Source organism: Ruegeria sp. O4 (assembly GCF_056535125.1).
Genome location: NZ_JBQERO010000021.1, coordinates 25,896 through 38,629, shown reverse-complemented (window position 1 = coordinate 38,629; position 12,734 = coordinate 25,896). Strand labels below are relative to the sequence as shown.

Sequence of the window (12,734 nt, the reverse complement as noted above, 5' to 3'; positions counted from 1 at the left end):
AGGGGCAGAGTAACACGCGCATGTCAAATTCGGACACCATGGCCAGTCGGTGGATGCGGTTTCAAAACCGTTTCTACGCGCGTCTCAGCCAACGGCAAAAGGCAGCTACGGGGTTTGTTGCGCAGCCCCAGCCGCGCACCGTTGGTTCGTTTGCGCGCGGGCGGCAGCTGGTTGCGGGGAATCTCTTGTTCGCCGGCTATTTGGTCGAGGCAGACGATACAGCGTTGTGGGATGTCATTGCCCCCAGCGCCGGCTTTGACGAGGAACGCCATGGTTTTGCATGGCTGGATGATCTGGCCGCCGTCGGTGATATGCGTGCACGGGAAAAAGCGCAGCGCTGGGTCTGGGGCTGGATCGAGGCGCATGGCCGCGGGCAGGGCCCCGGCTGGGTGCCTGACCTGACCGGGCGGCGAGTGATGCGCTGGATCAACCATGCACTCTTTCTGCTGCGCGGGGCAGATGAAAAGCAAAGCAAGCTGTTCTTTCGGTCTTTGGCGCAGCAAACATGGTTCCTGTCCAAACGCTGGCAGGCCGCGACACCCGGGTTGCCGCGTTTCGAGGCGCTGGCCGGTCTTGTGCAAGCCGGATTGGCGCTGGAGGGGTTGGAGCAGATGGCCGATCCGGCCCTGCGGGCTTTGGCTGGCGAGTGTGACCGGCAGGTGGACGCACAGGGCGGTATTCCAACACGCAACCCGGAAGAGCTGCTTGAAGTGTTCATGCTGCTCAGCTGGACGTCGGCGGCGCTCAGCGACCTTGGACGCGGCACACCCGTTGCGCAGGCCAAGGCGATCAAGCGGATCGCACCGACCTTGCGCAGTCTGCGCCATGCGGATGGCGCGCTGGCGCGGTTTCACGGTGGCGGGCGCGGGGTCGAAGGGCGGCTGGAACAGGCGCTTGCGCAAAGTGGCGTCAAGCACAAGGCGGCGACCGAACTGCCAATGGGCTATGCCCGCCTGTCCGCAGCGCGCACCACAGTGATCGTGGATGCCAGCGCGCCGCCGTCCGGAGCGGCTTCATTCAACGCGCACGCATCCACGCTGGCGTTCGAGCTGACCTCGGGGCGCCGCCCTTTGATCGTGAATTGTGGATCGGGGGCCAGTTTCGGGCTGGATTGGCGCCGTGCCGGGCGTGCGACGCCTTCTCACTCAACCCTGTGTCTGGACGGGTTCTCGAGCGCGCGGTTGGCCAACCCGTTGCCGGGCCGCGAAAGTCAGGCGCTGGTCGACGCGCCGCGGGACGTTCCGGTCGATTTTGAAGATGCGTTCGAAGGCATCCGTTTCATGGCCGGGCATGATGGGTATGTCAAAGTCTTCGGGCTGACCCACGCGCGCACATTCGAATTGCGTTTTGACGGGCGTGAGCTGACGGTCGAGGATATTCTGCTGACCGCAACCGACAAGGCCAAGCGTCAGTTCGACAGGGCGATGGACGCCTCGGGCCTCAAGGGCATTGGCTATGACATCCGTTTTCATCTGCATCCTGACGTTGATGCTGCGCTGGATCTGGGCGGGGCGGCAGTGTCGATGGCGCTCAAAAGCGGCGAGATCTGGGTTTTCCGCCATGATGGTGTGGGAAAATTATCTGTCGAACCAAGTGTTTACCTTGAAAAAGGCCGTTTAAAGCCACGCGCGACAAAACAGATCGTTCTATCTGGCCGCGCAATGGAGTATGCGACGCGCATCCGGTGGACGCTGAGCAAGGCGCAGGATACAGCCTATGCCGTGCGCGATACGCACCGGGACGAGCCCAAGTTTGACTGACGCCAAAAGGACCTTTGGACCCATGACCGACCTTCACCCCGTGCGCCGCGCGTTGCTTTCCGTTTCCGACAAGACCGGGCTGATCGAGCTGGGCAAGGCGCTGTCCGAGCGCGGGATCGAACTGTTGTCGACCGGCGGCACTGCCAAGGCGCTGCGCGATGCAGGGCTTGAGGTGCGCGATGTCAGCGAAATTACCGGGTTCCCCGAGATGATGGATGGCCGGGTCAAGACGCTGCACCCGATGGTGCATGGCGGGTTGCTGGCGCTGCGCGACAATGACACCCACGTCGCGGCGATGGAGGAACATGGCATCGGTGCCATCGACCTGCTGGTCGTGAATCTCTACCCGTTCGAGGCAACCGTCGCCAAGGGCGCGAGTTATGACGAATGTATCGAGAATATCGACATCGGCGGCCCGGCGATGATCCGCGCGGCCTCAAAAAACCATGCCTTCGTGAACGTGGTGGTGGATGTCGAGGATTATTCCTCGCTGCTGGATCAGCTGGAAGAAAACTACGGCAAGACATCCTATGGCTTCCGCCAGTGGCTGGCGCAAAAGGCCTATGCACGAACAGCGGCTTATGACGCCGCCGTGTCGAACTGGATGGCCGATGCGCTGCAACTGGACGCCCCAAAGCGCCGCGCATTTGCCGGTGAGTTGAAGCAGACCCTGCGGTATGGCGAAAACAGCCACCAGCAGGCAGCGTTCTATACGGACGGCACCAACCGCCCCGGCGTCGCCACCGCCGTTCAGCATCAGGGCAAGGAACTGAGCTATAACAACATCAACGACACGGACGCGGCTTTTGAGCTGGTGGCCGAGTTTGATCCGGTGAAAGGCGCGGCATGCGCCATCATCAAACACGCCAACCCTTGCGGTGTAGCCACAGGTGCAACCCTTCTTGAGGCGTACAAGGCGGCATTTGACTGCGACCGCACCTCGGCTTTTGGTGGCATTGTTGCGCTGAACCAGCCGCTGGATGCAGAAACAGCGCAAGAGATTACGGGCATCTTCACCGAGGTTGTAATTGCCCCCGGTGCCTCGGACGAGGCCAAGGCGATTTTTGCCGCCAAGAAAAACCTGCGTCTGCTGACAACCGAGGCGCTGCCGGATGTAACCGAAGGTGGCAAAACCGTCCGTCAGGTGGCAGGCGGGCTGTTGGTGCAGGATAAGGACAACGGGTTTATCGGCATGGACGACCTCAAGGTCGTGACCAAGAAAGCCCCGACCGACGCGCAGATGCGTGACCTGTTGTTCGCGTGGAAAGTGGCCAAACACGTCAAATCCAACGCCATCGTCTACGTCAAGGATGGCGCAACCGTGGGTGTTGGCGCGGGGCAGATGAGCCGCGTGGATTCGGCCCTGATCGCGGCCAAGAAAGCCGAACGTATGGCCGAAACGCTGGGCTTGCCGCAACCGCTGACCATCGGTTCCGCCGTGGCATCGGATGCGTTTTTCCCCTTCCCCGACGGGTTGATGGAAGCCGCCGAAGCGGGCGCGACCTGCGTCATTCAGCCGGGCGGGTCCATGCGCGACGATGAAGTGATCGCCGCAGCCGATGAGGCAGGACTGGCGATGGTCTTCACCGGCATGCGTCATTTCCGTCACTGATGCGGTCACGCCTGCTTCTCTGGGCGGCCTTGGCCGCCTTCGCGATCGACCAGATCAGCAAATATCTGGTCGTTCACGTCCTGCGCGTGGCTGAACGGCCCGACGGTATCGATGTTCTGCCACCGCTGCTGGTGTTCAAATACGGCGAGAATCGGGGCATCAATTTCGGTCTGTTTCAGGGCGACTCTGAGGCTGCGCGCTGGTTTTTGATCGGTGTGTCCGTGGTGATCTGCATCGGTGTTCTTGTCTGGCTTGGTCGTTCGACGCGTTCGAAATTCATGTTGTTCTGTGGCGGCCTGCTGATCGGCGGAGCGCTTGGGAATGTGGTCGACCGGCTTCTTTATGGGTTTGTTCTGGATTTCCTGAACATGTCCTGCTGTGGCATCAACAACCCGTTTGTGTTCAACTTGGCGGATGTGTTCATATTCGCCGGAGCGCTGGGGCTGGTTTTGTTTGACGGCAAAAAGCCCTCGTGACGCGCGGAATGATATGCGATAAAAGCGCCTGAAACAGGCTGGAGACACCAATGCGGATGCCGCGCGCCATATTTGTTCTGACAGTTGCCGCTGCGGTTGCGGCATGTTCGAATCCCGGACTGCGGGATCTGGCGCCTCCGGGACAGGGTCCGGATGAGTTTTCGGTATTGCCGGTCAAGCCGCTGACCCAGCCTCAGGATTACGCGTTCCTGCCGGCACCGACGCCGGGTGGTGGAAATCTGACAGACCCGACCCCTCAGGCCGATGCGGTGATCGCGCTGGGCGGTAATGCCGCCGCCCTGAACCCCAATGCCGGTGTGCCGTCGTCGGATGCAGCGCTTGTGACGGCGTCCAGCCGTTATGGCGTGCCAGCCGATGCACGGCAAGTGGTCGAAGCCGAGGATGCCGCGTTCCGCAAACGCCGGGGCCGCTGGACCGGTCTGCGCCTGTTCCCCGTCGACCGCTATAATCAGGTCTACGAACGCCAGTCGATTGATCCGTATTCGGAAACCGATGCCGCCCGCCGGGCCGGGGTCGAAACCCCGACCTCGCCCCCGAATGAATAATTCTTAACTTTCCGTCATCGGGCTTGAACCCGGGCCGCACCACCGTAGTTTGAATGACAGAAACGAAACGGAGGATGCCCCATGGTTCGGGCCCTTGCCTTGTCGGCTGCCCTGATCGCCACCACACCGGCTTTTGCCGGGGGTGGGAAAGAAGCGGTCACCACATTCACTTTGGACAACGGCATGGATGTCGTCGTGGTCGAAGATCACCGCGCGCCTGTCGTGCAGCACATGGTCTGGTACCGCGCCGGATCGGCGGATGAGCCGATCGGATCGTCGGGTGTCGCGCATTTTCTTGAACACCTGTTGTTCAAGGGCACAGATACTTTGGCGCCAGGTGAATTCTCGGCTACCGTCGCGGCCAATGGCGGCAACGACAACGCGTTCACCTCGTATGATTACACTGCCTATTTCCAGCGCGTCGCCGCCGACCGGCTTGAGTTGATGATGCGCATGGAATCGGACCGTATGCGGAACATACGCCTGAGCGATGAGGATATCGTGACCGAGCGCGATGTGATCCTTGAGGAACGCAACCAGCGCACCGAAAACAACCCGCGCGCTCTGTTCGGCGAACAGATGAGCGCGGCACAATACCTCAATCACCGTTATGGCGTGCCGATCATCGGCTGGAAGCACGAGATGGAAGAACTGGAACTGGAAGACGCGTTGTCTTTCTACCAGACCCACTATGCGCCCAATAACGCTATTCTGGTTGTCACCGGAGACGTTGATCCCGCCAAGGTCCGCACTCTGGCCGATCAGTATTACGGTGTGATCCCGGCCAATGCGGATTTGCCGGAACGGGTCCGGTCGCAGGAGCCCCCGCAAACCGCCGAACGCCGTCTGACTTTCAAGGACCCTCGCGTGGCGCAGCCCTATGTCCAGCGCAGTTACCTGGCGCCCGAACGCGATCCGGGCGATCAGGAAAAGGCGGCAGCCCTGTTTCTGTTGGCGGAACTGCTGGGGGGCAGCACGACCTCTTACCTGAACGAAAAGCTGCAATTCGATCAGAAAATGGCTGTTTATACCGGGGCGTTCTATCGTGACGTCTCGCTGGATGACACAACATTCGATCTGCTGGTGGTTCCCGCCGAAGGGGTTTCCCTGCAAGAGGCCGAAGATGCCATGGACCAGGCCGTGGCCGATTTCATTGCCGAAGGTGTCGACGAGGACGATCTGAACCGCATCAAGATGCAGTTGCGGGCCGCGCAGACCTATGCGCGCGACAATGTGGACGGGATCGGCAACCGCTATGGGCGCGCCCTGACCAGCGGCCTGACAATACAGGACGTGCAGGCATGGCCTGATATTCTTCAGGCTGTGACCGGCGACGAAATCATCGCCGCCGCCCGCGATGTTCTGCAACCCGAGGCGTCGGTCACCGGCTGGCTGATGCGCGATGATGAGGTAACGCAATGAAACGGTTTCTCGCAACGCTGATTGCCTGTCTGGTTGCTCTGCCTGCCTTGGCCGAGATCGAGATTGAAGAAGTGACCTCACCCGGCGGGATCACCGCATGGCTGGTCGAGGATCACTCGATCCCTTTCACCGCGCTCGAGCTGCGCTTTCGTGGCGGTACGTCGCTGGACGACCCGGACAAGCGCGGCGCCGTCTATCTGATGAGCGGGCTGATCGAGGAAGGGTCCGGTGAAATGGACGCGCGGACCTATGCGCGCGAGCTTGAGGCGCTGGCCGCATCGTTCCGCTATAACGCCGGTGACGACACGGTTTCGATTTCCGCACGTTTTCTGACCGAAAACCGGGATGAGGTTGCCGACCTGCTGCGTGAGACGATTCACGAACCACGCTTTGATCAGGACGCGGTTGACCGTGTGCGCGCACAAATCCTGTCCGGGCTGCGATCAGATCAAACCGACCCGAACGAGATTGCAGGCCGCAGCTTTGCCCAGATGGCCTATGGCGATCACCCTTATGGTTCCGAAGGCAAGGGCACGATCGAAAGCGTCTCGGCGCTGACACGGGATGATGTGGTAGCGGCGTATGAAAGCGTTTTTGCCAAGGATCGACTTTATGTGGGGGCCGTCGGCGATATCACGGCCGAAGAACTGGGCGCATTGCTTGACACATTGCTCGCCGACCTGCCGGAAACGGGCAAGCCCATCCCGGGCAAGGCCAACGTGACCATCTCCGGCGGGATCAGTGTTGTCGAGTTTGACACCCCGCAATCCGTGGCGCTGTTTGGCCATGCCGGAATAGATCGGGACGATCCTGATTTCTTTGCCGCCTATATCCTGAACCACATCCTTGGCGGTGGCGGGTTCGAAAGCCGTCTGATGCAAGAGGTGCGTGAAAAGCGTGGCCTGACCTATGGGGTTGGAACCTATCTTGTGCCCAAGGATCTGGCCTCGGTTTACCTGGGGTCGGTGTCATCGGCCAATGACCGCATTGCCGAGGCGATAGAGGTTATTCGCAACGAATGGGCGCATGCCGCCACCGAAGGGGTGACGCAGAAGGAACTGGACGATGCCAAGACCTATCTGACTGGCGCTTATCCGCTGCGCTTTGATGGCAACGGGCAGATTGCCGGGATCATGGTGGGGATGCAGATGGAAGGATTGCCCATCGATTATATCGCCACCCGCAATGACAAGGTGAACGCGGTCACACTGGAAGACGTGAACCGCGTTGCATCCGAACTTTTGGACCCGGACGGCCTGCATTTCACTGTCGTTGGAAAGCCGGTTGGGCTGGAAACTACCAACTGAACTGCAAGGGGTGAGATGCGACTCACCCCTTTTTCATACTCCGCAGCATATCGCCCATCATCTGGCCGAACTTGCCCGATCCGCGCTGATAAAGTGCCCCATCCACGGCCAGAACCGTGCCGCTGATATAGCTGGCCAGATCCGAGCTGAGGAACAGGCAGGCGTTGGCCACGTCCTGCGGCTGGCCCCAGCGGCCCAACGGCACGTCGCGGCGCAGTTCTTCGTGGGCGTTTTTGGTGGGCGCAAGGCGTTTCGCACCCTCGGTGCCTTCGATGAACCCCGGCACAACCGAATTCACCCTGATCCCTTCGACACCCCATTCCATCGACAGCGTGCGGGTGATCTGATCCACCCCCGCCTTGGCGGCGCAAACATGCGACTGGCCTTCGTACGGCAGGTAGGACTGCGGGGCCGAGATATTGATGATGCTGGCACCGGGGCGTTTGAGGAACGGATACGCCCCCTTCATCACGTGGATCGTGCCCATCAGGTCGATATCGATCACGGTCTTGAACGCGTTGACCGACATCTCGGACGCCAGCGCCGGGAAGTTGCCCGCCGCGCCCGAGATCAGCACATCGAAATCCCCAAAGGCGTCATGGAATTGCTTCAGTCCCGCCGCCACAGCGTCGGCATCACGCACATCAAACGCAGCCCCAATCGCATCCTGTGCGCCTGCGGCTTTCAGCGCGGCGATGGTGTCATCGACCTTTTCCCGCGACCGGCTGGCCACGGCCAGTTTGGCACCCGAGGCCGCAAAAGCCTCGGCAATGCCGCGATTGATACCGCTGGTTCCGCCAATCACGATGACGGTTTGTCCTGAAAAATCCATGTAACGCCCTTTATCTTTGATCTACTGGGTGAGCGCCATTCTCTTGACTGAGTTCGTTGCGCATCTCCTCAATCATCGGAAGCACAAGAGTTTCGCGATTTGCGAGTAAGAATACCAAGCACGCAAATGCGCCGACCAAAGAAAAAATCACCAAACGAGCGATAGAAGTCCGATTGGTTTTCTCAGTCGGTAGTACCAAAGTAAACGCTCCCTTGGCGGGAGCCCTACTCGCCGTAGGGCACCCAGATGTTTTTCACTTCTGTTGCAGCCTGAAGGAAGCGGCGGGAATGGTCCATGCTCCAGTCAAATGCCGTCGCGTTATTGACCCAGGTCCGCTTCAGGTTCCCGGCTGAAACGACCTCGATCTCTTTCGACAGGTCGGTGGACGAAAACGACCAGACCGCGTCGACATTCAGATGCGAGGCCAGCGGTTTCGCCAGTTCCGCATGGCTGCCCGTCAGGATGTTGACCACACCGGCAGGGACGTCCGAAGTCTCAAGGATCTGGTAGAAATCCGTCGCCGCCAGCGGGTAGGGCTCAGAAGCCACCAGAACCGTCCGGTTGCCCATCGCAATCGCAGGCGCCATGGCCGAGACCAGACCCAGCAGCGGTGCCTCATCCGCGCAAAGCGCACCGATCACGCCAACGGGTTCCTTCATGGCGATGGCCACGCCCCGGATCGGAACACCATGGACCTGGCCGTCATACTTATCGGCCCAGGCGGCGGCAGTGAACAGGCGTTGGATCGAAGCCTCGACTTCTTTCGCGCCGTCTTTCCTGCCGGTCATGGCGTCGATCCGCGCCGCGAATTCACCGGCGCGGGCCGAGAGGTTTTCGCCGATGTAATACAGGATCTGGGCCCGCAGATGGCCGGTGGTTCTGGACCAGCTTTTGGCACCTGCCGCAGCCTCGACCGCGTTGCGCACGTCCTTGCGGTTGGCAAGACCCACATGGCCCAGCAGGCCGGACTTGCCCCAAACCGGTTTCGAATAACCACCATCGGGTCGCGCCTGCTTGCCGCCGACATACAACTTGGCAGTGCGGTCAATCGGGTCGACCGGTGCCCCTTCGCCCATGGCTGCCTCGACCTTTGCCAGCGGCTTGGCCTTACCCTTGGGTCTGGTATAGGCGGTCAGCCCTTCCCAACCACCTTCGCGGCCAAAGCCGCTTTCGCGGACCCCGCCGAACCCGGCAGCAGCGTCAAACAGATTGGTGGCATTCACCCAGACGACGCCCGCAACCAGCTTGGGCGCGATATCCAGCGCAAGGTTCACATTCTCGGTCCAGACGGTCGCCGCCAGACCATACCGGGTGTTGTTGGCCAGCTCGACGGCCTCTTCTGGTGTGCGGAAAGTCGAAGACACCAGCACCGGACCAAAGATCTCTTCCTGCATCAACGGGTCCGAGGTCTCGAGCCCCGAGATCAGTGTCGGCGGGTAGTAGCAGCCGTTTGCGGGAAGATCGCAGGCAGCTTGATGCACATGGCCCGCTGTGTTGCTTTCGACCATTCCTTTGATGGTCTGCAACTGAACCGGGTCCACAACCGCGCCCACGTCGATACATTTGTCCAGCGGATTGCCGACGCGCAGCGTGTCCATCCGGGCGCGCAGCTTGTCGTGGAAACGGTCGGCGATGCCTTCCTGCACCAGCAGGCGCGAACCTGCACAGCAGACCTGACCCTGATTGAACCAGATCGCATCCACCAGCCCTTCGATGGCCGAGTCGATATCGGCGTCATCAAACACGATGTACGCGGATTTGCCACCCAGCTCCAATGTCAGTTCCTTACCAGATCCGGCAGTGGCCTCACGGATGCGGCGGCCCACAACAGTCGAGCCGGTAAAGGCAATCTTGTCCACGTCCGAGGCCACGATCATCTCGCCCACGGCACCGTCTCCGGTGACGATGTTGACGACACCTTTCGGCAGACCGGCCTGTGTGCAGATATCGGCAAATAACAGCGCCGTCAGCGAGGTATACTCAGCGGGTTTCAGAACCACCGTATTTCCCATTGCCAGCGCAGGCGCGATCTTCCACGCCAACATCAGCAGGGGGAAGTTCCACGGAATGATCTGACCGCACACACCCAACGCTTCAGCGTCGGGCAGCTCGCTTTCCATCAGCTGCGCCATACCGGCGTGGTAATAGAAATGCCGCTGCGCCAGCGGAATATCGATGTCGCGCGATTCCCGGATCGGTTTGCCGTTGTCGAGGCTTTCCAGCACCGCAAACAGACGCGAATGCTTTTGCAGCAGTCGCGCAATTGCATAGAGATACCGCGCACGGCCCGCGCCGCCCAGTTTCTCCCATTTCGGCTGAGCCTTGCGCGCGGCGGCAACAGCGGCGTCCACGTCGGCCTGCTTGGCCTGCGTCAGCTTGGCCAGAACCTCCCCGGTCGCCGGGTTGCGGCTGTCAAACCCTTTGCCCGGCTTGGTGAAAGCACCGTCGATATAGTGTCCGAACTTGTCGCCCTGATCGACCAGCCAGGCCAGCACCTCGGCGGCGCTTTCGGGGGCGGGGCCGTATTCCATGGTCTCAAAAATCTCTTTGACTGTCATGACTTCATCTTTTCCCAAATACTCACTGTCCAGACATATCCGCGGGCTCAGCCCATCGAATGCCTGTAACCAGCCGAGTAAGCCCCGGTGACATAGTGTTCCAACTGCCGTTCGATATCGCCCAGCAACGATGAGGCGCCAAAGCGGAACAGATCCGGTTCCAGCCAGCGGTCACCCAGCTCGTCCTTGATCAGCGACAGATAAACCAGCGCGTCCTTGGCTTTCGAAATACCACCCGCAGGCTTGTAGCCGACCCGATATCCGGTGCGGTCATAATAGTCGCGGATCGCGCGGATCATCACCAACGACACGGGCAGGGTGGCGTTGACGCTTTCCTTGCCGGTCGAGGTCTTGATGAAATCCGCCCCGGCCATCATGCACACCAGCGAGGCGCGCGCGACATTGCGCAGGCTACCCAATTCTCCGGTCGCAAGAATGGCTTTGACATGGGCATCGCCACAAGCCACGCGGAACGCCTTCATCTCATCATAAAGGGCCTGCCAGTCCCCCGACAGCACGTGACGGCGCGAGATTACGATGTCGATTTCCTCGGCCCCGGCCTTCACGCTTTCCTCGATCTCGGCCACGCGCAGATGGAACGGGGACAGTCCGGCGGGAAAGCCGGTGGACACGGCAGCGACCGGAATTCCAGTGCCTTTCAGGGCGTCTACAGCGGTTTCGATCATGTCGTGATAGACGCAAACCGCCCCGGTCGTGATCGGTGGCATGTCCAGCGCCTGAAGGACCGAAGGTGCAACCGGCTGACGGGCCTTTGCACACAGACGGCGCACCCGGCCCACTGTATCGTCGCCCGACAGCGTGGTCAGGTCGATCATCGTGATGGCTTTCAGCAGCCACGCAGCCTGATATTCCTTCTTGACCGAACGGCGGCCCGGCAATGTGGCCGCACGCCGTTCAATCGCGGAAGTATTGGCCTGAATGGCGCGCACCCAGTCCAGATCCAGTTCCATTCCGGGGTTCCGGGGTTCGGTCACTTGCGGCAGATGCGCGGTGCGCACGGGGCTTTCTGAGCTCTGCGTATCCATGGTTACGTCCTTTGGGAGGTTTGCGACAAAATCGCACGGGTGGGCCGGGAATGGAAGGTGTTCCGGCGCAACGATCGAATATTTTTGACCATTTGGACAAATAATCGAGGTTTTCTTGCGAATAATTCTCATTAGCGTTGACTTAGTTGCGAATGGTTCTCATATTTGATCCAACACGTATCCAAGTCGAGGTTGGAAATGATTCGTCGGCATTGCCTTGCACTATTGGCTCTGGCCCTTTCGGTGCCAGCTATGGCTTTTGCCGGGGCACCGCTGAAAGTGGTCGCCACGACGGGCATGATTGCAGATGCAGCGCGTCAGGTCGGCGGTGATCTGGTTGAGGTCAGAGGGCTTATGGGCCCCGGCGTTGATCCCCATGCCTATCGCCAGACGCGCAGCGATATCGTGGCGATGACTCGGGCAGATCTGGTTCTGTGGCACGGCCTGTATCTCGAAGCGCAAATGGAAGACTTCTTTCATGATCTCGAGCGGAAACGGACCGTCATTGCGGTTGCAGAGGGCGTAGATAAGTCCATGCTGCGTGCGCATGATGATTATGCCGACAAGTATGATCCGCATGTCTGGATGACACCCGCGCTGTGGCGCGAAGTTGTTGTGGAAGTGCAGCGTGCGCTGACCGAAGCCCGCCCCGAAGCAGCCGAGGTTTTTGCGGCCAATGCACAAGCCCATCTGGCCGACATAGACCGTCTGACGGCCTATGCCGAGAAAACCCTGTCTTCGGTACCGGACCACAACAAGGTTCTGGTCACCGCCCACGACGCCTTTGGCTATTTCGGCGAAAGTTTCGGGTTCGAGGTACTGGGCATTCAGGGCATCTCGACCCAATCCGAGGCGGGCCTGAACCGGATCGGAGAGTTGGTTGACCTGTTGGTTGATCGCCGGATCACGGCGGTCTTCGTCGAAAGCTCGGTTTCTGACCGGTCGATCCGCGCGCTGATCGAAGGGGCCACAGCCAAAGGGCACGAGGTGAAGGTCGGGGGCGAGTTGTTCTCGGACGCCATGGGCGAGGATGGCACCTACGAAGGCACTTACATCGGGATGCTTGATCACAATGTCACCGTCATCGCAGGCGCATTGGGCGGGGATGTTCCCGATCGCGGCATGGACGGCAAACTGTCAGCGGGGTTCTGAAAG

10 protein-coding genes are annotated in these 12,734 nt (G+C 60.4%); 7 read left to right on the top strand and 3 right to left on the bottom strand.

Going from position 1 to position 12,734, the window contains the following annotated elements:
* The first annotated feature begins 20 nt into the window (after positions 1–20).
* The 6 genes from ACR0J7_RS17675 (at position 21) to ACR0J7_RS17650 (ending at position 7,143) form a co-directional block, all read left to right on the top strand.
* Positions 21–1,760 carry a heparinase II/III family protein gene (locus tag ACR0J7_RS17675; protein WP_267363502.1) on the top strand — a complete coding sequence of 580 codons (1,740 nt, stop codon included), beginning with the start codon at positions 21–23 and terminating at the stop codon, positions 1,758–1,760.
* A 22-nt stretch (positions 1,761–1,782) separates the two neighbouring features.
* Positions 1,783–3,372: a bifunctional phosphoribosylaminoimidazolecarboxamide formyltransferase/IMP cyclohydrolase gene (gene purH / locus ACR0J7_RS17670; RefSeq protein ID WP_480915137.1), complete on the top strand. Its 1,590-nt coding sequence runs from the start codon at positions 1,783–1,785 to the stop codon at positions 3,370–3,372.
* On the top strand, positions 3,372–3,848 hold the full coding sequence (gene lspA, locus ACR0J7_RS17665; RefSeq protein ID WP_267363500.1) for a signal peptidase II: 477 nt from the start codon (positions 3,372–3,374) through the stop codon (positions 3,846–3,848). Before purH ends, lspA begins: the two co-directional genes overlap by 1 nt.
* 50 nt (positions 3,849–3,898) lie before the next feature.
* Positions 3,899–4,414 (top strand): DUF3035 domain-containing protein, encoded by a 516-nt coding sequence (locus tag ACR0J7_RS17660; RefSeq protein WP_480482853.1) that lies wholly within the window; start codon positions 3,899–3,901, stop codon positions 4,412–4,414.
* 81 nt (positions 4,415–4,495) lie between these two features.
* The gene (locus ACR0J7_RS17655) at positions 4,496–5,836 is read left to right on the top strand and encodes a M16 family metallopeptidase (protein ID WP_480911786.1); all 1,341 of its coding nucleotides are present in this window, start codon (positions 4,496–4,498) and stop codon (positions 5,834–5,836) included.
* Positions 5,833–7,143, top strand: a complete 1,311-nt coding sequence (locus ACR0J7_RS17650; protein WP_480774265.1) for a M16 family metallopeptidase — start codon at positions 5,833–5,835, stop codon at positions 7,141–7,143. Before ACR0J7_RS17655 ends, ACR0J7_RS17650 begins: the two co-directional genes overlap by 4 nt.
* A 22-nt stretch (positions 7,144–7,165) precedes the next feature.
* Here the strand turns inward: ACR0J7_RS17650 and ACR0J7_RS17645 are convergent, their stop codons facing one another.
* The 3 genes from ACR0J7_RS17645 to deoC form a co-directional block, all read right to left on the bottom strand.
* Positions 7,166–7,975, bottom strand: a complete 810-nt coding sequence (locus ACR0J7_RS17645) for an SDR family oxidoreductase (protein ID WP_480538540.1) — start codon at positions 7,973–7,975, stop codon at positions 7,166–7,168.
* 224 nt (positions 7,976–8,199) lie between these two features.
* A complete protein-coding gene (locus tag ACR0J7_RS17640) occupies positions 8,200–10,533 on the bottom strand; it encodes an aldehyde dehydrogenase family protein (RefSeq protein WP_480833342.1) in 2,334 nt (777 codons plus the stop codon).
* Positions 10,534–10,580: 47 nt separating this feature from the next.
* A complete protein-coding gene (deoC, locus tag ACR0J7_RS17635) occupies positions 10,581–11,579 on the bottom strand; it encodes a deoxyribose-phosphate aldolase (protein ID WP_480915135.1) in 999 nt (332 codons plus the stop codon).
* Between the two features lie 198 nt (positions 11,580–11,777).
* On the opposite strand from deoC, the gene ACR0J7_RS17630 reads away from it, so the two are divergent.
* Positions 11,778–12,731 (top strand): metal ABC transporter solute-binding protein, Zn/Mn family, encoded by a 954-nt coding sequence (locus tag ACR0J7_RS17630; RefSeq protein WP_480911778.1) that lies wholly within the window; start codon positions 11,778–11,780, stop codon positions 12,729–12,731.
* Positions 12,732–12,734: the final 3 nt, after the last annotated feature.